General features: G+C 71.3%; 22 protein-coding genes. 7 read left to right on the top strand and 15 right to left on the bottom strand.

Annotated features, from left to right (window positions below; all coding sequences use genetic code 11):
• Positions 1-2: 2 nt before the first annotated feature.
• Entirely contained in the window at positions 3-323 is a 321-nt protein-coding gene (locus ACFYYF_RS05390; RefSeq protein ID WP_388771734.1) for a hypothetical protein, read from the bottom strand.
• 123 nt (positions 324-446) lie between these two features.
• Positions 447-752, bottom strand: coding sequence for a WXG100 family type VII secretion target (locus ACFYYF_RS05385; protein ID WP_266761472.1), 306 nt, complete (start codon positions 750-752; stop codon positions 447-449).
• 277 nt (positions 753-1,029) lie between these two features.
• On the opposite strand from ACFYYF_RS05385, the gene ACFYYF_RS05380 reads away from it, so the two are divergent.
• Both ACFYYF_RS05380 and ACFYYF_RS05375 read left to right on the top strand, forming a co-directional pair.
• The gene (locus ACFYYF_RS05380) at positions 1,030-5,595 is read left to right on the top strand and encodes an FtsK/SpoIIIE domain-containing protein (RefSeq protein ID WP_388771732.1); all 4,566 of its coding nucleotides are present in this window, start codon (positions 1,030-1,032) and stop codon (positions 5,593-5,595) included.
• A 112-nt stretch (positions 5,596-5,707) separates the two neighbouring features.
• Complete coding sequence (locus ACFYYF_RS05375; protein WP_388771730.1) at positions 5,708-6,247, top strand: hypothetical protein; 540 nt, start codon at positions 5,708-5,710, stop codon at positions 6,245-6,247.
• Positions 6,248-6,271: 24 nt separating this feature from the next.
• Here the strand turns inward: ACFYYF_RS05375 and ACFYYF_RS05370 are convergent, their stop codons facing one another.
• Positions 6,272-8,257, bottom strand: a complete 1,986-nt coding sequence (locus tag ACFYYF_RS05370) for a serine/threonine-protein kinase (protein ID WP_388772938.1) — start codon at positions 8,255-8,257, stop codon at positions 6,272-6,274.
• 99 nt (positions 8,258-8,356) lie between these two features.
• Positions 8,357-9,205, bottom strand: coding sequence for a menaquinone biosynthetic enzyme MqnA/MqnD family protein (locus ACFYYF_RS05365; protein ID WP_388771728.1), 849 nt, complete (start codon positions 9,203-9,205; stop codon positions 8,357-8,359).
• Between the two features lie 344 nt (positions 9,206-9,549).
• On the opposite strand from ACFYYF_RS05365, the gene ACFYYF_RS05360 reads away from it, so the two are divergent.
• A complete protein-coding gene (locus ACFYYF_RS05360; protein WP_037627265.1) occupies positions 9,550-9,753 on the top strand; it encodes a cold-shock protein in 204 nt (67 codons plus the stop codon).
• A gap of 157 nt (positions 9,754-9,910) precedes the next feature.
• Here ACFYYF_RS05360 and ACFYYF_RS05355 read toward each other — a convergent pair whose 3' ends face one another.
• Complete coding sequence (locus tag ACFYYF_RS05355) at positions 9,911-11,815, bottom strand: AMP-dependent synthetase/ligase (protein WP_388771725.1); 1,905 nt, start codon at positions 11,813-11,815, stop codon at positions 9,911-9,913.
• Between the two features lie 760 nt (positions 11,816-12,575).
• On the opposite strand from ACFYYF_RS05355, the gene ACFYYF_RS05350 reads away from it, so the two are divergent.
• Together ACFYYF_RS05350 and ACFYYF_RS05345 are read left to right on the top strand one after the other, a co-directional pair.
• Entirely contained in the window at positions 12,576-13,538 is a 963-nt protein-coding gene (locus ACFYYF_RS05350; RefSeq protein ID WP_388771722.1) for a MaoC family dehydratase, read from the top strand.
• A 203-nt stretch (positions 13,539-13,741) separates the two neighbouring features.
• Positions 13,742-15,034, top strand: coding sequence for a DUF6716 putative glycosyltransferase (locus tag ACFYYF_RS05345; RefSeq protein WP_388771719.1), 1,293 nt, complete (start codon positions 13,742-13,744; stop codon positions 15,032-15,034).
• A gap of 105 nt (positions 15,035-15,139) precedes the next feature.
• Here the strand turns inward: ACFYYF_RS05345 and ACFYYF_RS05340 are convergent, their stop codons facing one another.
• The 8 genes from ACFYYF_RS05340 to ACFYYF_RS05305 all read right to left on the bottom strand — a co-directional run bounded on the left by ACFYYF_RS05340 (position 15,140) and on the right by ACFYYF_RS05305 (position 21,662).
• Positions 15,140-15,850: a TetR/AcrR family transcriptional regulator gene (locus tag ACFYYF_RS05340; protein ID WP_388771716.1), complete on the bottom strand. Its 711-nt coding sequence runs from the start codon at positions 15,848-15,850 to the stop codon at positions 15,140-15,142.
• 47 nt (positions 15,851-15,897) lie between these two features.
• Positions 15,898-16,203: a DUF4229 domain-containing protein gene (locus ACFYYF_RS05335; RefSeq protein ID WP_388771714.1), complete on the bottom strand. Its 306-nt coding sequence runs from the start codon at positions 16,201-16,203 to the stop codon at positions 15,898-15,900.
• Between the two features lie 83 nt (positions 16,204-16,286).
• Positions 16,287-16,820 carry a GNAT family N-acetyltransferase gene (locus ACFYYF_RS05330; RefSeq protein ID WP_361677116.1) on the bottom strand — a complete coding sequence of 178 codons (534 nt, stop codon included), beginning with the start codon at positions 16,818-16,820 and terminating at the stop codon, positions 16,287-16,289.
• 1 nt (position 16,821) lies between these two features.
• Complete coding sequence (gene mqnE / locus ACFYYF_RS05325; protein ID WP_388771711.1) at positions 16,822-17,985, bottom strand: aminofutalosine synthase MqnE; 1,164 nt, start codon at positions 17,983-17,985, stop codon at positions 16,822-16,824.
• A 95-nt stretch (positions 17,986-18,080) separates the two neighbouring features.
• Positions 18,081-18,536, bottom strand: a complete 456-nt coding sequence (locus ACFYYF_RS05320) for an Lrp/AsnC family transcriptional regulator (protein ID WP_037627278.1) — start codon at positions 18,534-18,536, stop codon at positions 18,081-18,083.
• A gap of 54 nt (positions 18,537-18,590) precedes the next feature.
• Positions 18,591-19,280 (bottom strand): UbiX family flavin prenyltransferase, encoded by a 690-nt coding sequence (locus ACFYYF_RS05315; RefSeq protein WP_388771708.1) that lies wholly within the window; start codon positions 19,278-19,280, stop codon positions 18,591-18,593.
• A 31-nt stretch (positions 19,281-19,311) separates the two neighbouring features.
• Complete coding sequence (gene mqnP / locus ACFYYF_RS05310) at positions 19,312-20,214, bottom strand: menaquinone biosynthesis prenyltransferase MqnP (RefSeq protein ID WP_388771706.1); 903 nt, start codon at positions 20,212-20,214, stop codon at positions 19,312-19,314.
• Positions 20,211-21,662 carry a menaquinone biosynthesis decarboxylase gene (locus ACFYYF_RS05305; protein WP_361677128.1) on the bottom strand — a complete coding sequence of 484 codons (1,452 nt, stop codon included), beginning with the start codon at positions 21,660-21,662 and terminating at the stop codon, positions 20,211-20,213. The genes mqnP and ACFYYF_RS05305 overlap by 4 nt, the downstream gene beginning before the upstream one ends.
• An 89-nt stretch (positions 21,663-21,751) precedes the next feature.
• Here ACFYYF_RS05305 and ACFYYF_RS05300 point away from each other — a divergent pair, with 89 nt between their 5' ends.
• Together ACFYYF_RS05300 and ACFYYF_RS05295 are read left to right on the top strand one after the other, a co-directional pair.
• Entirely contained in the window at positions 21,752-22,150 is a 399-nt protein-coding gene (locus tag ACFYYF_RS05300; RefSeq protein ID WP_388771704.1) for a PLD nuclease N-terminal domain-containing protein, read from the top strand.
• A gap of 1 nt (position 22,151) precedes the next feature.
• On the top strand, positions 22,152-23,057 hold the full coding sequence (locus tag ACFYYF_RS05295) for a LysR family transcriptional regulator (RefSeq protein ID WP_361677134.1): 906 nt from the start codon (positions 22,152-22,154) through the stop codon (positions 23,055-23,057).
• Here the strand turns inward: ACFYYF_RS05295 and ACFYYF_RS05290 are convergent.
• Complete coding sequence (locus ACFYYF_RS05290) at positions 22,942-23,997, bottom strand: DMT family transporter (RefSeq protein WP_388771701.1); 1,056 nt, start codon at positions 23,995-23,997, stop codon at positions 22,942-22,944. The genes ACFYYF_RS05295 and ACFYYF_RS05290 overlap by 116 nt on opposite strands.
• Positions 23,998-24,094: 97 nt before the next feature.
• A complete protein-coding gene (locus ACFYYF_RS05285) occupies positions 24,095-24,433 on the bottom strand; it encodes an ArsR/SmtB family transcription factor (RefSeq protein ID WP_388771699.1) in 339 nt (112 codons plus the stop codon).
• Positions 24,434-24,520 lie beyond the last annotated feature (87 nt).

Here is a 24,520-nt window from a genome sequence, read left to right as displayed (position 1 = left end):
CGTCACTTCACCTTCTTCTTGGGATCCTGGGCACCTCGAATGGCTTCGGCCAGCTGGTGATCGATGTCTTCGTAAGCCTTCGCGGCGGCCTTCGCGATCTGCGCCAGGGCATCGATCTCGCCGGTCAGCTTCTCGCGGCTGATTTCCCAGTTGTCCGCGAAGTCGCCGAACTTGTCCGCGAGATCACTGTTGCCGAAGTCGTCCTCGTATTTGTCGCTCAGCTTGTCGATGCCGTCGAAGGCCTTCTTGACGTTGCTGAGGCCCGTTCCCATTTCCTTGATCACATCGAGATCGAGCCGGGTGTGATCACTCTGGTCGCCCATGACGTCCCCGTCGTGCCTTGCTGCCGAGTTGCCGTGAATCCTGCGAAACCTGCGAGAACGGTCCGGTGTGGCGTGCGCTCACGCGCTCCGCCGCACCGGACCGGCCGTGCGCCGAGAGCGGCCTCAGCCCTTGACACCCTTCGCCAGCTGATCATCCAGGTCCTCGTAAGCCTTCGCCGCGTCCTCCAGGAACTTGGCCATCCCCTTGAGGCCCTCAAGGGTGTCCTTCATGCCCTTGGTGAACTCCTTGAAGGAGTCGTCGAAGGCCTGGGAGCCCTTGGACGTCGTGTAGCCGTCCGCGACGAGGCCGTCGATGTAGCTGTCGAGGCCGTGGAGCTTGTCCTCCATCTTCTCCTTCTCGTGGCCGAGTCGCTTCGCAGCGTGCCGCATCTTGTCGTAAGTGATGTCTGCGTCTTTGCCGCCGGCCATGTGGCGTCCTCCATGCTTCAACTCGCCGCAGGGCCAACCCCCGTGGCTCCTGATGCGGATGGTGCGATCGTCCGCATCGAGCATGCAGCTTACTTACGGCGCTTGCAGGAGCACACCCCGGTTGTGTCACGAGCGCGCACCAAGGCCCGTTCCCGGACGGGGTCTTCGTGGTTCCCTCACAAGGGCCGTTGCCTGCGGGAAGCGGCGAGCGGCTATGGTCGGAAGCACTGTGGCCCGCGTTCCGGAAGCGGCCCTCGGTGTCTGGGGGAGGACGAGCGTGCGGCTGACTCTGACCGTCGTCGACCCGCTCGGCGGCGCCACCGCCGATGTGGTTCTCGACGCGGATCCCGAGTCCTCGGTGGGGGACATCGCCAAAGAGCTCGCGGAGCACGTCGGTTACGGCGGCGACGCGCAGATCATCCCCATCGGGAACCACCAGGGAGCCGCGGGCGGCGGCGCGCCGGTCGCGTACGTGGACGGGTATCCCGTCGATCCCGCCGCGACCATCGCCACCTCGCCGCTGCGCGAGGGCGCCGTCGTGAGCCTGCACGACCCGGCCGGATGCCTGCCCGGCGAGCCGACCGGACTGGTCGAACTCCGCGTGGCGGGAGGCCCGTCGGCGGGCGCCGTGCACCGGCTCGGCATCGGCCGCTACGACATCGGCGCCGGGCCCGCCTCGTACATCCGCATCGAGGATCCCGAACTTCCGCAAAGGGCGCTGACGTTGTCAGTTGCAACGGACGGAACGTGCGGTGTCGCCGTGCACGGGGAGAAGGAAGGTGTCACGCTCGACGGCGAACCCTTCGAGGACCGAGAGGACGACGACTGGCCCCTCGGCGGCCAGCTCTCGGTCGGCAACACCCTTCTCCAGCTCGACCGTTACACCCAGCCCGACGCCGCGCTGAAGTGGTCGGAGGACGGCGCCGGTCTCGACTACAACCGGCCCCCGCGGCTGCACCCGCCCGAGCGCGAGACGAAGTTCCGGCTGCCCAGTCCGGTACGGGACTACGAGGCCCGTCCGCTGCCCTGGCTGATGGCGCTGACGCCGCTGGTCAGCGCCGTCGTCATGGTGATGGTCTTCGGGCGCTGGTACTACATGATCATGGCTCTGCTGAGCCCGCTGATCATGCTCGGCAACTACTTCATGGACAAGAAGCAGGGCCGCAAGTCCCACGCCAAACAGGTCAAGGAGTACAACGAGCACAAGGCCCGGATCGAGAAGGACGCCCAGGAGGCACTGCTCGCCGAACGGCTCGACCGGCGCCGCGCGATCCCCGACCCGGCGACCGTGCTGTCCCTGGGCACCGGGCCCCGCACCCGGCTGTGGGAGCGGCGCCGCACGGACGCCGACCATCTGCTGCTGCGCGTCGGCACCGGACAGCTGCCGTCCGAGGTCGTGCTCGACGATCCCGAGCAGGACGACCACAAGCGCCAGGTCACCTGGACCATCGAGGACGCGCCCGTCTCCCTGCCGCTCGCGGAGCGCGGCGTCCTCGGCATCGCCGGACCCGGCGACTCGGCCCAGGCGCTGGGCCGTTGGGCCGTCGCGCAGACCGCGGTGCTGCACAGCCCGCTGGACGTCCAGTTCTACGTCCTGACGGAGAGCAGCGGCCAGGAGAGCTGGGACTGGGTGCGCTGGCTCCCGCACAGCAGGCCCGCCGGCGCCCAGGACGCCAACGTGCTCATCGGCACGGACGCCGAGACCGTCGGCGCCCGCATCGGCGAGCTGACCCAGCTCCTCGACGCCCGCCAGAAAGCCGCGAAGCAGAACGGCAACAAGGCCTCGTTCAGCGATCCGGACATCGTCGTCGTGTGGGACGGCTCCCGTCGGCTGCGGTCCATGCCGGGCGTGGTGCGGCTGCTGCGCGAGGGCCCCGCCATGTCCATGTACGCGATCTGCCTGGACGCCGAGGAGCGGTTCCTGCCCGGCGAGTGCCAGGCCATCGTCATCGCGGAGCCGAAGCCCGAGGAGCACGCGGACGCGCAGACGCCCGCCCGGACCGCGCCCACCGCCCCCGGCGGCTTCCCCTCCTTCCACGCCTGGCACGCCGCCGAGACCGACGACTCCGCCGCCGGCGCCGCCAAGGCGCTCGAACTGCGCCTGCGGGTGCAGCAGACGGGCGTCGCCCGGGTACGGGACGTACGGCCCGACTTCGTGTCGGCCGCCTGGTGCTCCCGGCTCGCGCGCGCCCTGTCCGCGCTGCGCGACATCAGCGGCGAGACCGAGGACTCGGCCCTGCCCGGCGCCAGCCGGCTCCTCGACGTGCTGCAGCTGGAGCCGCCGACCGCCGACGCGATCAGCGCGCGCTGGAGGCTGGGCGGACAGTCGACGACGGCCGTCATCGGTGAGTCGTACGACGGTCCGTTCGGCATCGACATGCGGCGCGACGGCCCGCACGGCCTGATCGCCGGTACGACGGGCTCCGGAAAGTCGGAGCTGCTCCAGACGATCGTGGCCTCGCTGGCCGTGGCCAACACCCCCGAGAACATGACGTTCGTCCTCGTCGACTACAAGGGCGGCTCCGCGTTCAAGGACTGCGTCCAACTCCCGCACACCGTCGGCATGGTGACCGACCTCGACGCCCATCTCGTCGAGCGGGCACTGGAATCGCTCGGCGCGGAGCTCAAGCGCCGCGAACACATCCTCGCCGCCGCCGACGCCAAGGACATCGAGGACTACCAGGATCTCGTCCGCCGCGACCCCTCGCACGCGCCCGTGCCCCGGCTCCTCATCGTCATCGACGAGTTCGCCTCCATGGTGCGCGACCTGCCCGACTTCGTGACGGGTCTGGTCAACATCGCCCAGCGAGGACGTTCGCTCGGCATCCACCTGCTGCTGGCCACCCAGCGGCCCAGCGGTGTCGTCTCCCCCGAGATCCGGGCCAACACCAACCTCCGGATAGCGCTGCGCGTCACCGACGGCGGCGAGTCGAGCGACGTCATCGACTCCCCCGAGGCGGGGCACATCTCCAAGAGCACGCCGGGACGCGCGTACGTCCGTCTCGGGCACGCCTCGCTCGTACCGTTCCAGTCGGGACGCGTCGGCGGCCGCCGGCCCGGAGCCGCCGACCCCGCGGTGCTCGCGCCCTGGGCGGGACCGCTCGGCTGGTCGGACCTCGGGCGCGCCGCACTGGTCAAGCCGAAGGCCGAGCAGCGCGAGGAGGAGGAGATCACCGACCTCAAGGTGCTGGTCGACGCCGTCCGCGAGGCCAACGGGGCCCTCGGCATCCCGCCCCAGCACAGCCCCTGGCTGCCCGCCCTCGCCGAGACGCTGCTGCTCGACGAGATCACCCCGCCCGCGTTCTCCGGCGGTCCGGGCAAGCTGCCGCCCGCCCCGTACGGCGTCGAGGACCTGCCCGCGGACCAGGCCCGCCGCCCCGTCGTCGTGGACTTCGCCTCCTTCGGGCATCTGCTCATCGGCGGCGCGCCCCGCAGCGGCCGTTCGCAGATCCTGCGGACGATCGCGGGCTCCCTGGCCCGCACCCACTCGGCGGCCGACGTCCATCTGTACGGCATCGACTGCGGCAACGGCGCCCTCAACGCGCTGGCCCGGCTGCCGCACTGCGGCGCCGTCGTCGGCCGCAACCAGACGGAACGCGTGGTCCGCCTCATCGCCCGCCTCAAGGGTGAAATGACGCGCAGGCAGGACCTGTTGGCCGACAAGGGCTTCGCGGACATCGGCGAGCAGCGGGCCGCGTCCGGACAGGACGAACGGCTCCCGCACATCGTGGTGCTGCTCGACCGCTGGGAGGGCTGGCTGCCGACGCTCGGCGAGTACGACCACGGCGATCTGACCGACCAGCTCACCGCGATGATGCGCGAGGGCGCGAGCGTCGGACTGCACCTGGTCATGACGGGCGACCGCCAGATCCTCTCCACCCGGATCGGCTCGCTGACCGAGGACAAGTACGCCCTGCGGCTCGCCGACCGCTCCGACTTCTCGCTGATCGGCGTCAACGCGCGCAAGATCCCCGAGGAGATCCCGCCCGGCCGCGGCTACCGCAACGAGCACGGCACCGAGACCCAGTTCGCCCTGCTCACGGAGGACTCCACCGGTCAGGGACAGGCCGCGGCACTCACCGCGATCGGCGAGGCCGCAGCGGCACGGGACGCCGAACTGCCGCGCTCCCGGCGCCCGTTCCGGGTCGACGTGCTGCCCACCCGGATCGGCTTCGCCGACGCCTGGGAGATGCGCGACCCGGAGGCCTCCCGCTCCCGGCTGTGGAGCCTGGTGGGCATCGGCGGCGACGACGTCCAGGGCTTCGGCCCGGACCTCTCCCGGGGCGTGCCGACGTTCGTCGTCGCGGGCCCCGCCAAGTCCGGCCGCAGTACGACGCTGATGAACATGGCCCGGTCGTATCTGGCCCAGGGCGTACGCCTGGTCGTCGCCGCGCCCCGTCCGTCGCCGCTGCGCGAACTGGACGGCCAGGACGGCGTGTTGAAGGTCTTCGACGAGGACGACATCGAGAGCGACGACCTGCGCGAGGCCATCGACTCGGCGACGCCCGAGGAGCCGATCGTGGTCCTGGTCGACGACGGCGAGGTCCTGGAGGACTGCGACGCCGAGACCGTCTTCAAGCGGATCGTGCAGCGCGGCGGCGAACGCGGTCTCGGTCTGGTCATCGCCGGTGACGAGGAGGACGTGTGCAGCGGCTTCTCCGGCTGGCAGGTCGAGATGAAGAAGGGCCGCCGCGGCATCCTGCTGTGCCCGCAGGACTCCTCCGCGGGTGAGCTGATCGGCATCCGCACGAACCGCAGCATGGTCGGCGGCCCGGTCGCCCCCGGCAAGGGCCTGCTGCACCTCGGCGACGGGGAGCCGCTGACGGTGACGACACCGATGTAGGCCGTCGGCCCGTGCGGGCAGGGCGGCGGGAGCCAGAGAGGGGGATCCGGTGGGCGGGTCGGCGAGACCGAAGCGGCGGAGGGCCGCACGGGGTGCGCTGGGACACGAGCACGTGCGGCAGCGGCCGTCCGCGTGGGCCCGGGCGCGCGAGAAGGCGTCCCGGGGCGAGGCGTGGGGCGGCTGTCTGGCCTTTCTGGCCGTGGCGGCCGCGCTCATCGGGTTCGCGCTCACGGTCATGACCCTGGGGACCGACCTCTGGGGCTCCGCGGCCCCTGCCTGGCCGGGTGGGGGCTACGGCTTCGCGGCCGTCGTCGGGGCCGCCGGCCCCCTCGGCCTGGCCACCGTGATCGCGGCCCTGAGCCGGACGCGGTGGAAGACGAACCCGCTGCGCTCGCTCGGCCGGGTGCTCGCCTCGCTGCCCGGAGTCGCCGCCTCCTTCGTGTGGGTGGTGGTCGTCTTCGCGGGCTTCCGCCCCCGGCACCGGCGCGACTGGGGCTCCGGGTGCCACAGCCGGGGCAACCCCTGCTGGGTGCACGTCGAGTACCCCTGGGTGTGGGCCGTCGGCCTGCTCTCGACGGTGCTCGCCACCGCCGTGCTGTTCACCGTGCTCTTCAGGATCGACAAGGCCCGCCGGAGCGCGGCGGCCGCCTGAACCGAAGGCCCCGCCACCGTCCGGTCAGCCCACCTTGGTCATCCTGGCCACCGGGTCCCCCGCCTCGGCGTTGTCCGTCTCGTAGGTGAGGTCGCTGCCGACGGGCGTCAGCCGGACCTCGTGCCGGCCCGTAGTGCAGACGTCCCGGTTGGACTTCGAGGCCACGCTCGTGGCGACCAGCTGGGTCTTCGTGACCTTCTTCAGGACGAGGACGTCGTCGCAGATGCCGCCGATCTGGTCGGTCTGCCGGAAGGTTCCCAACTCCTCGCCCACAGACGCCTGGTGGACGGTGACGCGGAAGGTCCCCATGGGCAGGGTGCCGCCGAGGCCGAGGCCGTCGCCCTCCCAGGTGCCGATGTAGGAGGCCGGGACCGCGGACTGCTGGCCGCCCGGATCGGACGCGCTCTCCGTCGGGGCCGGTTGCGGGGCGCTCGCCGTGGAACCCGGCCGCGTGGCGCTCGCCGACGGATCGGAGCCGGCGGCGCTCCGGCTCGCCGTGGCCGAGGGGCGCCCGCCCGCCACGTCGCTCCCCTCGTCGTCGGCGCCGCCGCCCGGCATCAGGTCGAAGAGGAACGCGGAACCCACGGTCACCGCGGCCAGCGCTCCCGCGACGGCGAGGGCGACGGTGCAGCTCACCCTGCGGCCCTGTCCGCCGGCCCCCGGCGCGGAGGTCGCCGCCACGCTGACCGAGAGCTTGCCCGGACGGCCGGACGTGTGCTGGTCCGAGGTCCCCTCACGGTGTACGGCGTCCTGGGGCCCGGCGCTCCCGGCCTCGCCCTGTCGCGGAACATGGGGCGGCATCGTGGGCGGCGGCCCGAAACCCGGCGGGGGCGGCCCGAACCCTCCGCCCGGACCCGGCACCCAGGCGCCCCTCTCCCCGGACCCCACGCCTCCGAACCCCGACCCACCGGAGCCCGCCGCACCGGACTGCACCTGACCGCCAGACTGCACGTGACCGCCGGACGGCACCTGACCGCCAGACTGCACCTGACCGCCGGACGGCACCTGCCCGAGCCCGGTACCCGTCCCGGCACCGGCCCCCTCCCCCCGCCCCGCCTCGACCGAAGAACTGCTGAAACCCAACGGTCCGGAGAGCGGCGCCTGCGCGGCGCCCGTCGCCTCAAGGTTCAGCAGCTGTACGGCACTTCGGCTCACCCGCTCGACCAGGGCACCCGGCAGCCAGCCCGCCGACACCAGCCGCGCGGCACCCTGCGGCGCGAGCCGGACGGCCACCTCGCCCGGAGTGGGCCGCGCCGTAGGCTCCTTGGCCAGGCAGGCCGCCACCAGCTCGCGCAACTCGCCTTCCAGGGAGTCGAGTCGAGGCTCCTCGTGCACCACTTTGTACAGCAGGGAGGCGGAGGAGTCGCCGGGGAAGGGCGGCTCGCCGGTCGCGGCGTACGCGAGGACCGCGCCGAGCGAGAAGACGTCCGCGGCTCCCGTGACGCCCTTGCCGAGGATCTGCTCGGGGGACATGTAGCCGGGTGAACCGACCGAGACGCCCGTCGAGGTCAGGGAGGCGGTGCCGTCCGTGGCCCGGGCGATGCCGAAGTCGATGAGGAGCGGACCGTCGAGGGTGAGCAGCACGTTGGACGGTTTGACGTCACGGTGGACGAGGCCCAGCGCGTGGACCGCGGTGAGCGCCTCGGCCAGACCGGCGCCCAGCACGCGCGCGGAGTGGGCCGGCAGCGGTCCGCCGTCGGCGATCGCCGCCGTCAGCGAGGGGCCGGCCGCGTAGCCGGTGGCGACCCAGGGGACCGGCGCCTCCGGGTCCGCGTCCAGGACGGGCGCCGTCCACGCGCCGCCCACCCGCCGCGCGGCCTCGACCTCGCGGCGGAAGCGGGCGCGGAACTCCTCGTCGAGCGCGAAGTGCGGATGCACGATCTTGACCGCGACCGTACGTCCGCCCGCGCTGCGCCCCAGATACACGCGCCCCATGCCGCCGGACCCGAGCCGGCCGAGCAGCCGGTAGGGCCCCACGGCCGTGGGTTCGTCGGCTCCGAGCGGCTGCATGGCACTCACGGTTCCCCCTCCCCCGTACACACTGCCCAGCAGCGTAGTGCCGTGCGCGCGCCCGGCCCCGAAATCAGCGGGACCCGGGCGCCCGGCGTCTCATGGCTGAAGGAGCCGAACGTCCACGTCCGCCGGGAACCCGGTGGTCGAGCCGACCCGGCGCGCGAACTCCCTTACGGCCTCCAGCTGCGGGCCGCCGAAGCGGAAGTCGAGCGTCGTGAAGTACCGCTCCAGGACGGACTCGTCGAACGCCTCCCACCGGGCCGCCTGCTCGGCGACCTTGGAGACCTCGTCGAGGGAGAGGTCCCGTGAGGCAAGAAAGGCCTGGTGCACCTTGCGGGTGACGAGCGGCTCGCGCTCCAGGTAGTCGCGGCGGGCCGCCCACACGGCGAAGACGAACGGCAGGCCCGTCCACTCCTTCCACAGTGCGCCGAGATCGTGCACCTGGAGCCCGTACTTCGGTCCGTCGAGCAGGTTGGCGCGCAGCGCCGCGTCGCCGATCAGGACGGCCGCGTCGGCCTCCTGCATCATCAGGCTCAGATCGGGCGGGCACGTGTAGTACGAGGGCCGCACCCCGACCTTCTCCGCCAGCAGGAGCTGGGCGAGCCGCACGGAGGTGCGCGAGGTCGAGCCGAGGGCGACGCGGGCGCCGTCCAGCTGGTCGAGGGGGACCTGCGAGACGATCACGCAGGACATCACGGGACCGTCGCAGCCGACGGCGATGTCCGGAAAGGCGACGAGGTCGTCGGCGTGCCTGAGGAACTCGACGAGCGTGATGGGACCGATGTCGAGATCCCCCCGCACCAGCTGCTCGCTGAGCTTCTCGGGGGTGTCCTTGGTGAGCTCGAAGTCGAGGAGCGTGCCCGTTCTCGCGAGCCCCCAGTACAGGGGCAGGCAGTTCAGGAACTGGATGTGGCCGACGCGCGGCCGGGTGCGAGAATTGTCCACATCGCGAGGCTAGACCCCATGCGGTAGCGTGCAGGCTTCAGGGTCGGCGTGTGCGGATGGAAACCGTCCCGACTCCTCGTGTCAACTGTCGTGACACCTCGCAGTCGACGCACGTCAGACCCCTGAGCCCCGGTGAACCACCCGTCCGGATGACGTGATCTTTCCCTCTATTGCTTTCGGCTGCCTGCGTGCTAGGCTCGCCGCAAGTTGCAGTTTGGTTTCCCTTGCAGTACAGAGCCTGCGGAGCATGTGACCGCGGGCTCTCGTCGTTTTCAGACGTATGCAGTTGTTTACACAATCGCAGGTTCTGGAGCAGGGCAACCCTTTGGGCCCAAGGAGGGCTTATGGCTACCGGAACCGTGAAGTGGTTCAACGCCGAAAAGGGCTTTGGTTTCATTGCCCAGGAAGGCGGCGGCCCGGACGTCTTCGTCCACTACTCCGCGATCAACGCGAACGGTTTCCGTTCGCTCGAAGAGAACCAGTCGGTTTCCTTCGACGTCACGCAGGGTCCGAAGGGCCCGCAGGCGGAGAACGTCACTCCGCTCTAAGCCTGCGGCTCCATGAGCCCGAAGCTTTGATCCGGAACGGATAGCAGTACCCAAGGAGCCCCGCGCCAGCCGGTCGCGGGGCTCCTGCCTTTTTCTCGCCTAGCGGCGACTACCTTTTCTCGCCGAGCGGCGGCCACCCTTTTCCGCCGCGCGGCGGCTACGTCGCGTACAGGGCCTCTATCTCCCTGCTGAAGTCCTTCTCGATCGCCGCGCGCCGCAGCTTCATGGACGGGGTGAGGTGGCCGGTCGCCTCGGTGAAGTCGACGGGCAGGACGGTGAAGCGGCGGATGGACTCGGGGCGCGACACGAGCCGGTTGGCCTCGTTCACGGCGCGCTGCAGGATGGCCAGCAGCTCCGGGTCGTCCATGACGAGCTCGGGGGGAACCGGGTGCTTGCCGTTCATCCGGCGCCAGTGGGCGATGCCCTCGGGGTCGAGGGTGATGAGGGCGGAGACGAAGGGGCGGCGGTCGCCGAGGACCATGCACTGGGCGATCAGCGGGTGGGAGCGGAGAAAGTCCTGGAGGGGCGCCGGGGCGACGTTCTTGCCGCCCGCGGTGATCAGGATCTCCTTCTTGCGGCCGGTGATGGCGAGATAGCCGCCGTCGTCCAGCTCGCCGATGTCACCGGTGGCGAACCAGCCGTCGGGGGCGGCGTCGACGACACCGCCGGCGTGCGGGTCCCAGTAGCCGCGGAAGACCTGCGCCCCGCACAGCAGCACCTCACCGTCGGCGGCGATCCGCACCCGGGTGCCCGGCAGCGGCCGGCCCACCGTGCCGAGGCGCGGCTTCTGCGGGGGCGTGACGGTCGCGGCGGCCGTGGTCTCCGTGAGCCCGTACCCCTCGAAGATCTCGATCCCGGCTCCCGCGTAGAAGGCGGCGAGCCGGCGGCCGAGCGGGGAGCCGCCGCAGATGGCGTGCCGGACCCGGCCGCCGAGGGCGTTGCGGATACGGCGGTAGACGAGGGGGTCGTAGAGGGCGCGGGCGGTGCGAAGGGCCCGGCTCGGTCCGGGACCGGTGCCGTGCTGCCGGGCCTCGACGGCCTCGCCGTACTTCTGGGCGATCCGGGCCGCCCGGTCGAAGGACGAACCGCGGCCCATCCGTTCGGCCGTGGCGCGGCCGGTGTTGAAGACCTTCTCCAGGACGTACGGGATGGCGAGCAGGAAGGTCGGTTTGAACGAGGCCAGGTCCGCGAGGAGCTCCTCGGTCTGGAGGCTCGGCGCGTGGCCGAGTTTCACCCGCGCGCGCAGACAGGCCACGGCCACCATGCGGCCGAAGACGTGCGAGAGGGGGAGGAAGAGGAGGGTGGAGGCGGGGTCCTGGGTGCGGGCCTTGAAGATCGGGTAGAGCAGTTCGACGGCGTTGTCGACCTCGGCGAAGAAGTTGCCGTGGGTCAGGGCACAGCCCTTGGGGCGGCCGGTGGTGCCCGAGGTGTAGATGAGGGTGGCGAGGGTGTCCGGGCCCAGCACCCCGCGCCGTACGGTCACTTCCTGGTCCGGGACCGCGCGACCGAGCTCCGCGAGGCGCTCCACATGCCCCTTCTCGAAGACCCACATGTGCCGCAGGTCGGGGATGTGCTGACGCTCGGGGCCGAGCGAGGCGGCCTGCGCCACCGACTCCACGGCGAGCGCGACGGCCCCCGAGTCCTGGAGGATCCAGCGGGTCTGGAAGACCGAGGAGGTCGGGTAGACGGGCACGGTGACCAGTCCGGCAGCCCAGGCGGCGAAGTCGAGGAGCGTCCACTCGTACGTCGTCCGGGCCATGATCGCGATCCGGTCGCCCGGCACCAGTCCCTCCGCGATGAGTCCCTTGGCCACGGCGTGGACCTCGTCCGCGAACTCGGCGGCGCTCACGTCCCGCCAGCCCTCGCCGTCCGGGGTCCTGCGGCTGAGGACCGGCTCCAGCGGGGCGGCGGCCGCGTTGTCGAACGGGATGTCCGCGAGGGAGCCGTGCGTCACCTGGCCCACGATCGGCGGCATCGCGACCTCGCGGACGACACCGTCCAGCCGCTTGATCTCGGGCTCCGGGAGGGGAGGGGCGGAGTCGGACGAGTAGGGGCTGGACACGGGGCGGCTCCTTGTCGGCCGGAGGCCGGGGCGGGTGCAAGGCGTGTTCGGGCTCGGCGGAGCGCGCGGCGGCGCGAAATCTCATACGGCCCTGGGGAGTGGGGGGTTCAGGGGTCTCGGCAACCCGGTGAGACGGGGATCCTACGGCGCCCAAGTGTGGGGTTTGTGACGCTTTGCCGCAGGTCAGGTGGGGGTTACCCGGGGTAGGTGTGCCCTTTTCTCACCCGTCGCGCCCATCGCCGCCGATCCCGGTGACACCGGCGCCGAGACACCCGGAGCGGGCCCGCCGGGACTCCCCCGACCCGCCCCCGAGCAGCCGGCTCCCGAGCGACCGCCGTCCCTCATCTCGACCCCCGCCCTCCCCCTGACGTAGCCTTACCCGCGGTAACTTACTCCAGAGTCACCTCCTGCCCACCCAGAACCCGGACAATCCCGCCGCCGCGGCGAACCACCCCGCACCAGCCTCCGAACCGCGCACCACCGCCCCGCCGAACCCCACACCACACCACCCTCCGAACCGCGCGCCGCCCCACGCCGAACCCCCACATCGCACCACCCGCCGGACCCCGCATCTCCGCACCGCCGCACCGCACCCCCTGCCGAACCCCGCACTGCCGCACCGCACCACCCGCCAGACCCCGCCCCGCCCGGCGGTCACCAGCACGCGCGATCCCGCACCGCCCGCCGGTCACCAGCACACGCGATCCCGCACCGCCGTTCCGCCGAGAGCCGCTGCTTCCCCGTCCGCCTGGAGACTCCGATGCGCACTCAGCCGCCCGTCCGCCCCGAGCCGCGGACCCGCACCCTCGACGCTCCGCCCTCGCTCGGCCCGCTGCTGGCCCGCGGCGCCCTGCTCTCCCCCTTCAAGCGGCCCCGCCCGGACGCCCCCGTCCCCGCCACCCGGCTCGTCCTGCCCGGCGCCCGGATCGACCTCGCGCACCTCGCCGCGTACGAGCGGGTGTGCGGGTTCCCGACCGGCGCGGACGCCCTGCCGGTCACCTATCCGCATGTGCTCGCCTTCCCGCTGGCGATGCGCATCCTGGCGGGGCGCGCGTTCCCGCTCCCGCTGCTCGGGCTGGTGCACACCTCGATCGAGATCACCGCACACCGGGAGTGCCCTGCGGACGCGGAGTACGAACTCGCGGTGCTGGTCGAGAGGCTGGCGCCGCACCGGCGGGGCACGGAGGCGACCGTGCTGACCGAGGCGCGGGTCCGGGGCGCGCTCGCCTGGGAGTCGAGGAGCACCTACCTGGCCCGGCACAGCCCCCGGGACCCGGGAAAGGACGGGGAGCCCGGCCGGGAGCAAGGGCGCGGACATCACGGGGACCGGCGCCCCGACCCGACCCGGGACCACCGCCGCGGCCCGGACCCGCGGCGGGACTCCGAACCACTGCCCGCCCTCGCCGAGTGGCACCTCGCCCCGGACGTCGGACGCCGTTACGGCGCCGTCTCCGGGGACCGCAACCCCATCCATCTGCACCCCCTCACCGCCCGCCTCCTCGGCTTCCCGCGTGCCATCGCGCACGGCATGTGGACGGTCGCCCGCTGCCTCGCCGAGTACGGACCGGGCGAAACGGCCCGCGTGCGGGCCGAGTTCAGGGCGCCGGTGCTGCTGCCCGGAACGGTGACGTACGCCGCGCGGGGGCCGAGGTTCGAACTCCGCTCGGGCGAACGGGTCCACGTCACCGGCGCCGTGGGGCCGACGCACGCGCGAGACGAGTGAACTCCGGGCGAACAGTGCATGGCGAAGGCCCGCGCCGAACACTCACGATGTCGCCAACTCCCAGGTGAGCGAGCCGGGTTGAGAAAGCCCTCACAGCTCACACCCAGTGCACCAAGGTGACTTCAAGCAGCCCCTCATCCCACCTTCAGACACCGTTCCTAGCCTCGGTCCCCCCGGCCGCCGCCAGGAAAGGCACCCGAGACATGCCCCCCAGACGTATAGCCGTCGTCGCCGACTCCGACACCCGCTGGAAGTGGGGAGCGTCCGTCGCCCGGCAGATCGCTCCCGGGTACGCGCTCGACGCGCTCTTCCTGCGCACCCGGGCCACCCCGACGGAACGCCAGCTGGCGGAGACGGGCATCACGCCGGACACCCGGCGCGAGGTCACGGTGGCGGAGCTGGTGGACGACGAGGAACTCGCGGCCGCCGACCTGCTCGTCCTGGCCACCGCGGGAGGCACCACCCTCGCGCTCACCCACGGCCTGGGCCTCGCCTGGGAGGGGCGGGAGCGGCGGCCGGTCACCGTCACGGGATACGTCGGGGTCGTGTACGAGAAGATGGTCGACGGCCTGCTGACCCGGGCCGGCACCGACCTCGTCCTCGCCAACAGCGCCTACGACGCGGACCGCTTCCGCGAGACGTTCGCGAGCGTCGGCGTCGATCCCGGCTCGGTCGTGGAGTGCGCCCTGCCCTTCCTCGGCGGGGAGCCGTACGCGCCGTCCGCGGAGCGGCCCTTCACGCTCACCTTCGCCGTCCAGCCGTCGGTGCCCAAGGGCAGGGTGTCCCGGCTCAGGCTGCTGGAGCGGGCGGCGGCCCACGCGCGACGGCACCCCGACCGGCTGGTGCTGATGAAACTGCGCAGCCTCCCCGGCGAGCACACCACGCACGTCGAGGCCGATCCGTACCAGCTCCTCATCGAGAGGATGACCGAGCCGGCCCCGGACAACCTGCGTCTCGTCTACGGCAACATGGGCGAAGTCCTGGACCGCACCGACCTGTTGGTGACGGTCAGCTCCACGGCCGCCCTGGAGTCGATGCACCGCGGCATCCCGACCGCGATCCTCAGCGACTTCGGGATCCGCGAGGCGCACGGCAACCACTACTTCGTGCACTCGGGCTGCCTCGCCTCCTGGGACGACCTGGACGCCGGAGCGGCCCCCCGCGTCGACCCGGCCTGGGCGGCACGGCAGGGCATCGGCAAGAGCGATCCGTACGCCGCCGCCCGCGCCCGGGTCGCCGCGCTCGGAGCCGCGGGCCGGCTGCCGGCACTGCGGCCGTACTACTCGCCGCAGCGGGCGGGCGCGTATCTCGCCGGCATCCTGGAACGCAACGGCCTCGACGAGAAGGGCAGGCCCCAGGCGTCCGCGGCGGGCGCGAGCGCCGGAGGCGCGGTACGCACGGTGATCCGCCGGGCCGCGCGCAGCGGCGCCAAGTCCCTCTACCGCGTGGGCCGTGAACGGGTCGCCCCCACGCTGCGCCGCTGGGGCCAGGCCTGACCGCGACGCCCGGACGACGGCGCGACCGCGCCCGGTGCACGACACGACGGCCGGGCGGGTGCGCGGCGAGGGAGAGAGAGATGGCGAGCCGGGCCGGCCGGGTGCTCAGACCTCCCCGGCGGTCCGGGAAGGGATCGCCGCGGCCGACTCCGTGGCCGTCTGGGACGGGATCGCCGCGTTCGGCGGGGACCAGGGGCGGCCCTGCATGAGCGTGCCGAGTCCCGCCCAGGCGAAGTTCATCAGGGTGGCGGCGGCCTGCCGGGCCGAGACGCCCGGGGTGGCGTTGGCCCACGCGGCCATCGACTCGGCGGCACCGACCAGCGCCTCCGCGAGCCCGGCGACCTCCCGGGCGGGCAGCGAGGGGTCGCGGTGCGCCTCGCGCGCGGCGACGACGATCAACTGCGTGACGAAGCGGACCAGTTCCTCACGCATCGCGAAGACCTCGGCGGCGAAGGGCTCGCCGTGCGTACGGGCCTGGAGGTGCAGGACCGACCAGCCGTCCGGGTTCTCGGCGGTGTGCGTGAAGAACGCCCGCAGCCCTTCCCAGAGCCGGCGGTCGGCGGGCAGTTCGGGGCGGACGCCGGCGCGGACCGCGTCGGTCAGCGCCTTGGCCTCACGCCGGATGCACGCGGTGAAGAGGTCTTCCTTCGAGTTCAGGTACAGATACACCAACGGCTTGGACACGCCCGCCAGTTCGGCGATCTCGTCCATCGACGCGGCCCGGTACCCGCGCTGCCCGAAGGTCCGTACGGCCGCGTCCAGCATCTGCTGTTCGCGTACCGCGCGGGGCATCCGCTTGTTCTTCACAGCACCCATGCGCCAAGCCTACGAGGGCGCACGGCGCGGCCGGGCACACAGCGGTGTCAGGAGGCCTGGTGCGGGGCGCCCTGGGCGGTCTCGTCCAGGAGGGTGTCCTCCTGGTTGCGGTTGCGCTCCAGGTTGGCCTTGGCACGGTCGACGCGGGCGACGACCTGGGCCGAGGCGCGGTCGCGCGCGCCGCGCAGGACGACGAAGCTGATCGGCGCCGAGATCACCAGGGCCAGCAGGACGACCCACATGTAGTTGGAGTCGCCGAGGCCGCGGGGGGCCACACCCGAGTAGACGAGGCCCCAGACGACCACGAGGCAGCCCGCGAAGATACCGAGGCGCATCAGTGTGTAGCGGAGCATCTCAATCCACTCTTCCGTTCCGAACGGTCCCAAAGAACTCCGTCCAGTGAAGCACGCCCGGACAGCGATCTTGCAGCGGGTCCTCAGCCGCGGACGGCCAGCGGAAGCAGCATCGTGATGTCGTCCCGTTCGTCGCCGGGCGCGACACGGATCGCGCCCGGCACCCGCCCGACCTCCTTGTAGCCGCAGGAGGTGTAGAAGCGTTCGAGACCCTGGCCGCCCCTGCAGGTCAGCCGTATCGCGTCGATGCCGTCGAGGCGGCCCGCCGCCTCCTCGGCGGCGGCGAGCAGGTCGCGGCCGTACCCCTTGCCCTGGTGCCGCGGGTGCACCATCACGGTGTACAGCCAGACCCAGTGCCTCATCAGCCGGTGCGTGTTGTGCGTGAGGAAGGCGGTCGCGGCGACGCCGCCCTCCTCGTCCCGGCCGACCAGCAGGCGGGTGCGGCCGTCGGCCATCGCGGCGAAGTGCTTGACGAGTTCGGGGCGTACGTCGTCGGCGGTCACCGGCGGGACGAAGCCGACGGAGCCGCCCGCGTTGGAGACGTCCGCCCAGAGGGTGAGGAGACCGTCCCTCAGCTCGGGGGTGACCGCCGGGTCCAGTTCGAAGACCAGGGACACGTCAGACCCGCATCGGCTGCGGCGCCTCACGGCGTGCCGGGTCCGGTCCGTCGTACTCGCGGATGATCTCGTAGCGCGTGTTGCGCTCCACCGGGCGGAAGCCCGCGTCCCGGATGAGGTCCAGCAGGTCCTCGCGGGTGAGCTTGTTCGGCGTGCCGTAGTTGTCCGCGTCGTGCGTGATCTTGTACTCGACGACCGAGCCGTCCATGTCGTCCGCGCCGTGCTGGAGCGCGAGCTGGGCGGTCTGGACGCCGTGCATGACCCAGAAGACCTTGACGTGCGGGACGTTGTCGAAGAGCAGCCGGGAGACCGCGAAGGTCTTCAGCGCCTCGGCGCCGGTCGCCATCTGGGTGCGGGCCTGGAGGCGGTTCCTGACCTTGCCGTCCTGCATGTCCACGAAGTCGTGCTGGTAGCGCAGCGGGATGAAGACCTGGAAGCCGCCGGTCTCGTCCTGGAGCTCACGCAGCCTGAGCACGTGGTCGACCCGGTGCCGGGGCTCCTCGATGTGCCCGTACAGCATCGTGCACGGGGTCTTGAGACCCTTCTCGTGCGCGAGGCGGTGGATGCGCGACCAGTCCTCCCAGTGGGTGCGGTGGTCGACGATGTGCTGCCGGACCTCCCAGTCGAAGATCTCCGCGCCGCCGCCGGTCAGCGACTCCAGGCCGGCCTCGATCAGCTCGTCGAGGATCTCCGAGGCGGACAGTCCGGAGATGGTCTCGAAGTGGTGGATCTCGGTGGCGGTGAACGCCTTCAGCGAGACGTCCGGGAGTGCCTTCTTCAGCTCGCTGAGCGAGCGCGGGTAGTAGCGCCAGGGCAGGCTGGGGTGCAGGCCGTTGACGATGTGCAGCTCGGTGAGGTTCTCGCCCTCCATCGCCTTGGCGAGACGGACGGCCTCCTCGATGCGCATCGTGTACGCGTCCTTCTCGCCCGGCTTGCGCTGGAACGAGCAGTACGCGCAGGACGCGGTGCACACGTTCGTCATGTTGAGGTGACGGTTGACGTTGAAGTGGACGACGTCGCCGTTCTTGCGCGTGCGCACCTCGTGGGCGAGTCCGCCGAGCCAGGCCAGGTCGTCCGACTCGTAGAGCGCGATGCCGTCCTCGCGGGTCAGCCGCTCACCGGCCCGGACCTTGTCCTCCAGCTCGCGCTTGAGCCCGACATCCATGCGATTACCTCTCCCTGTGACGAACGCTGCCAACCGTACTCCCCGCCCTGTCGGCGAAAGGCCCCCACCTGGGCCTTTCGCTCCCCGGGGTGTGCCTAGTCCTCCTCGGGCAGCTCTCCGACCCGGTTCTCCCACTTCGTGGAGAGCACGATCGTCGTACGGGTGCGGGAGACTCCCTTGGTCCCGGACAGCCGCCGGATGGTCTTCTCCAGCCCGTCGACGTCGCTGGAGCGCACCTTGAGCATGAACGAGTCGTCGCCCGCGATGAACCAGCAGTCCTCGATCTCGCTGAGGTCGCGCAGCCGCCGGGCCACGTCCTCGTGGTCGGCCGCGTCGGAGAGCGAGATGCCGATCAGGGCGGTGACGCCGAGACCGAGCGAGGCCGAGTCGACCGTCGCGCGGTACCCGGTGATGACACCGGCCGCCTCCAGCCGGTTGATGCGGTCGGTGACACTGGGTCCCGACAGACCGACGAGGCGCCCCAGCTCCGCGTAGGAGGCCCGGCCGTTCTCCCTCAGGGCCTGGATGAGCTGCCTGTCCACCGCGTCCATGCGATCGAAGCCTTCCGCTGAAAAGGTCTGAGAAGTCCTGAGAATCTTGCGAGTCTAGGCGGTGGCGTCCCGGGAGCCGCTCCCGAGTTCGCCCTTCCACCGGCGGTACAGGCCGTGTTCGACGCCCGCCGCGTCGAGGGCCCGTCCGGCGACGAAGTCCACCAGGTCCTGGATGTGCGTGGCCCCCGCGTAGAACGCCGGCGAGGCGGGCAGCACCACGGCGCCCGCGTCGTCCAGGGAGACCAGGTGACGCAGTGTCTGCCCGTTCAGCGGGGTCTCCCGTACGGCGACGACCAGCTTGCGCCCCTCCTTGAGGGTGACGCTCGCGGCCCGCTGCAGCAGATCCTTGGAGAGACCGAGGGCGACTCCGGCCACACAGGCGGTGGACGCGGGCACGATCAGCATGCCCTTGGCCGGATACGAGCCCGACGAGGGACCCGCCGCCAGGTCGCCCGCGCTCCAGTGCCGTACGCCGTCGAGATGCTCCCCGGGGACGTCGAAGGTGCCGGGCTTGCCGTCGGCGCCCCGCTCCAGCCACGCGCGCAGATCGTCCCGCCAGTGGGCGTCGCGGAACGGGAGGCCGGTCTCGTCGAGCAGCGTGAGCCGTGAGGCCCTGCTGACGACCAGGTCGACGCTCTCCCCCGCTTCCAGCAGCGAACGCAGCACCGCGGCCGCGTACGGCGTACCGGACGCGCCGGAGACCCCCACGATCCAAGGCCGGCGCTGCGTCTGTCCTGGCTTCATGATGTCGAGCCTATCCGGCCACCGGCCATGGTCAGACCGTCAGCCCGCGCACCAGCAGGTCCAACAGGGCGCACACGAACAGGGCGATCCCGATGAAGCCGTTGACCTGGAAGAACGCCCGGTTGAGCCGGCTCAGGTCGTGCGGCTTCACGATGGAGTGCTCGTAGAGGAACGCGCCCGCCACGATCACGAGACCCAGCCAGAAGAAGGCGCCGGCGCCGGTGGCGACTCCGTACCAGACGAAGAGCGCCGTCGTCACCGCGTGGCACACCCGCGCGCTCTGCACCGCGGCCGGGATGCCGAAGCGGGCCGGCACGGACATCACACCGATCTCGCGGTCGGTCTCCACGTCCTGGCAGGCGTAGATCAGGTCGAAGCCGCCGATCCAGACGCCGACCGCGAGGCCGAGGACGACCGCGTCCCAGGACCAGGTGCCGGTGACGGCGATCCACGCGCCGACCGGGCCCATCGCCTGGGCGAGACCGAGGATGGCCTGCGGGAAGTTCGTGAACCGCTTGCCGTACGGGTAGACGACCATCGGGATGACCGCGATGGGCGCCAGCGCCAGACACAGCGGGTTGAGCAGGGCCGCGGCGCCGAGGAAGACGACCAGGGCGACCAGCGCGCCCGTCCAGGCGTGCTTGACGCTCATCGCGCCGGTGACCAGTTCACGCTGGGCCGTACGGGGATTGCGGGCGTCGATCTCGCGGTCGATGATCCGGTTCGCGGCCATCGCGAAGGTGCGCAGGCCCACCATCGCGACGGTGACCAGGAGCAGCTTTCCCCAGTGGATGTTCTTGTCGACCTCGAACATCGCGGTGAGCGCCGCGATGTACGCGAAGGGCAGCGCGAACACCGAGTGCTCGATCATGACGAGGCGCAGGAACGCCTTGGTGCGGCCCGGCTGCGGAAGCGCCGCGGAAGCTGAACTCACAGCCCGTACTCCTTCCAACGGCGGTCGACCTTCGCCGCCGTCTGCGGGTCGGACAGCACCATCTCGGGCCAGCCGCCGTCCCGTGTGTAGCCCTCCTCGGGCCACTTCTTCGTCGCGTCGATGCCCGCCTTGCCGCCCCAGAACTGCTGGTAGGAGGCGTGGTCGAGGTGGTCGACCGGGCCTTCGACGACGGTGAGGTCACGTCCGTAGTCCGTGTTGCCGAGCGCGCGCCAGGCCACCTCGTGCAGATCGTGGACGTCGCAGTCCGCGTCGACGACCACGATCAGCTTCGTCAGGGACATCATGTGTGCCCCCCAGACGGCGTGCATCACCTTCTGCGCGTGCTTGGGGTACTTCTTGTCGATCGAGACGATCGCGCAGTTGTGGAAACCGCCCGCCTCCGGCAGGTGGTAGTCCACGATGTCCGGGACGATGATCTTCAGCAGCGGGAGGAAGAACCGCTCCGTCGCCCGGCCGAGGGGCCCGTCCTCCGTGGGGGGCCGGCCCACCACGATGGACTGGAGCAGCGGCCGCCGCCGCATCGTGACGCAGTCGATGGTCAGCGCCGGGAACGGCTCCTGCGGGGTGTAGAACCCGGTGTGGTCGCCGAAGGGCCCCTCGGGCAGCATCTCGCCCGGCTCCAGCCAGCCCTCCAGGACGACCTCGGCGTTCGCCGGCACCTGAAGCGGGACGGTCTTGCAGTCGACCATCTCGATCCGCTTGCCCTGGATGAACCCGGCGAAGAGGTACTCGTCGATGTCGCCGGGCAGCGGGGCCGTGGAGGCGTACGTGACGGCGGGCGGGCAGCCGAAGGCGATCGCCACGGGCAGCCGCTCGCCCCTGCGGGCGGCGACCTGGTAGTGGTTCCGGCTGTCCTTGTGGATCTGCCAGTGCATGCCGATGGTGCGCTTGTCGTGCCGCTGGAGCCGGTACAGACCGAGGTTGCGGATGCCGGACTCGGGGTCCTTGGTGTGGGTGAGCCCGAGGTTGAAGAAGGAGCCGCCGTCGTCGGGCCAGGTGAACAGCGCGGGCAGCGCGTCGAGATCGACGTCCTCGCCGCGCAGCACCACTTCCTGCACCGGCGCGTCCTTGACCTTCTTCGGCGGTACGTGCGCCATCGCGCCGAGTTTCCCGAAGGCCTCGCGCACGCCCACGAAGCCGTGCGGCAGCTCCGGCCTGAGCAGTCCGCCGATCTTCTCGGAGATCTCGCCGTACGACTTCAGGCCGAGGGCCTTCAGCAGGCGCCGGTCGGTGCCGAACACGTTCATCGCGAGGGGCATGGAGGAGCCCTTCACGTTCTCGAAGAGGAGCGCGGGCCCACCGGCCTTCTGCACCCGGTCGACGATCTCCCCGACCTCCAGGTACGGATCCACCTCGGCCTTGATGCGCTTGAGGTCTCCCTCGCGCTCCAGCGCCCTGAGCAGGGAGCGAAGATCGTCGTAAGCCATGTGTCCAAGTATCGGCCACCCGCTAATCTGTGCCCGTCACCGGGGGGCCCGTGCCGCCCCGCCGTCGCTCACTGGGGGATCGTTCGGCCATGCTCAGGTATCTGCCGTTCCTGCTGGTCCTGGCGCTGTGGATCTACGCGTTCATCGACTGCCTGAACACGCCGGAGGAGGAGGTCAGAGGCCTTCCCAAGGTGGTCTGGGTGATCATCATCCTGCTCTTCGGCGAAGTTCTGGTCGGCCCTGTCGCCTGGCTGGTCGCGGGCCGCAACCGCCGCGGCCCCGCGGGCGGCTCCACGCCCTCCGAATGGCACCGCAACCACCGGACGGAGTTCGTCGCGCCCGACGACAACCCCGAGTTCCTCAAGTCCCTCAAGGCCGAGAACCGCAAGGACGAGGCACTGCTGAAGGACTGGGAGGCAGACCTGCGGCGCCGCGAGGAGGAACTGAAGCGGCGCGAGGAGCAGAGCAGGTCCGACGAAGAGTCCTGACATGGAACTGCGCCTGCTGGTGACCTTCGAGAAGGTCGCGACCGTACTGAGTTTCACCCGGGCCGCGGCCGAGCTGACGTACGCGCAGTCCAGCGTGACCAGCCAGATCCGCGCCCTGGAGTCCTCGCTGGGCACCGAGCTCTTCGACCGGCTGGGCAGCAGGATCCGGCTGACCGAGGCGGGCGAGCGGCTGCTGCCCTACGCCCGGCAGATCATCGAGCTGACGGAGGAGGCGCGGGCCGCGGTCGTCGGCGCCGAGGAACCCTCCGGCACGCTCACCGTCGGCACGATGGAGTCCCTCACCTCGTACCGGCTGCTGCCGCTCCTGGAGTTCTTCCACCACCGCCACCCCCGGGTACGGCTGTCGCTGCGCACGACCATCGGCGACGAGACCCGGCAGGCCCTGCGCCAGGGCACGTACGACGTCGGCTTCCTGATGGAGGAGCAGACCGAGCACGCGGGCCTGGAGGTCGCGCTCCTCGCGAAGGAACCCTTCGCGCTGGTCGCCGCGCCCGGCGATCCGCTCGTCGGCACGACACCGGCCACGGTCGACCTCCCGGAGCGCCCGCTGCTCGCCACGGAGCCCGGCTGCGCATACCGGGACCTGTTCGAGCGGGAGCTCAACTCCCGCCTGCCGGACGGCTCCTCGGTCTTCTTCACCGAGTTCGGCACGATCGAGGCGACCAAACGCGCCGCGGCGGCCGGCCTCGGGATCGCGCTGCTACCCGAGGTGACGGTCGCCGCCGAACTGGAGCGGGGGGAACTCGTACGGCTGGACTGGGAGCCGCCGTTCACGCTTTGGACGCAACTGGCCTGGCGGGCCGGTAAGCGGCTCCCGTCCCACGCGCGGCTGTTCGTGGAGCGGGCGCGGCAGCTGGTGTCCGAGGAGTCCGGCCCGCAGGGGTGAGCGAGGCCGGGGTGAGCGCGGCGTTCTCGGCGATCCGGCGGGCCATGATGCTCCTGGCGCTCTCGGTCTTGCGGGGAAGCGTCACCTTCAGGCTCGCGGTCACGATCAGCGGGACGCCGAGGGCCTGGACGAAGCCGATGTGGTGGCCGTAGACCGCCCAGTCCATGACCATCGCGACGGCCGGGTAGGTGAAGGCGAGCACCGCGATCTTCGAGGTCGGGAGCTTGGCGTACGCGGCGTACATCAGGACGTACATCAGCCCGGTGTGGACGACTCCGAGCCCGATCAGCCAGCCCCAGTCCGCGCCGGTCCCCCGCATCGCGCCGAAGTCGGCGAAGGGGAGCAGCAGCGGGATGCCGACGACGACCTGGACGAGCGCGATGAGGTGCGGACGGACACCGGTGATGCGCTTGGTGACCAGGGTGGACAGGCCGTAGAGGAGCGCGGCGAGGAGTGCCTGTCCGATGCCCGTGAGGTACGCGCCGCCGTGCGCGAAGTCGGCCGGGGAGACACCGGCGACGAGGACCAGGCCGGCGAATGCCAGCGCGATCCAGCCCCCCTTGGCCGCGGTGAGCCGCTCACGGAAGAGCAGGGCGCCCAGCAGGACCACGTAGAACGGCTGGGTGTGGTAGACGACGGTGGCGACGGAGATCGAGGTGTTCTTGTACGACTGGAAGAGCAGGACCCAGTTGAAGACGATGAACACCCCGCCGAGCGCGGCCAGGGCGAGCGTGCGCGGGGTGAAGCCGTGGCCCCGGAAGTAGCCCCGGGCCAGTGCGTAGCCGCCGAGGGCGAGCGCCCCGAACAGGACGCGGAAGAAGACGACGTTGAAGGGCGAGGCGCCGGACTCGACGACGAAGACGCCGAGGGTCCCGGAGAGCATCATGGCGGCCGTGAGCTGGACGGCGCCCTTGTTCTCGACTGCGGTGGTTGAGGTCATGACCCGAAGGTAGGAGCGGCGGCACCCCGCGGGCCACGGTCCACCGGGGCGTCCTGCCGATGCCCCCATCGGCGCCGCCGATGATCCCTGGCGGGGACTACGGGCGGTCCGGCTCCTGGCGCAGGACCAGGGCGAGGAGACCGGGGAAGCGGGCGTCGAACTCCGCCCGGCGCAGCCGGTTGACCCGCTTCGGGCCCTGGTCGCGCTGTTCGACCAGACCGGCACCGCGCAGCACGGCGAAGTGATGGCTGAGCGCCGCCTTGCCGACGGGCACGTCGAAACTGCCACAGCTGCGGGTCCACTCATCGGATCCCGCGAGTTCCCTGACGAGCTGGATGCGTACGGGGTCGGCGAGCGCCGCGAGGGCGGCGGGCACGGAGACCTGATCGGGGTGGGTGTGCTCGGGCGCCGCCCGGTGACTGGTGCGCTCGGCCACGCCGGCCTCCCTGGTCTTCCTGAACTCCGCGAACCTCCCGGCCAGCTTGCCGAGTGTTCGATCAAAACCATACACTCCCGAGTGTTC

It is taken from the genome of Streptomyces sp. NPDC001914, assembly GCF_042891215.1.
In the GTDB taxonomy this organism is placed as follows: Bacteria; Actinomycetota; Actinomycetes; order Streptomycetales; family Streptomycetaceae; genus Streptomyces.
This window is presented reverse-complemented; position numbering and strand designations above follow the sequence as displayed.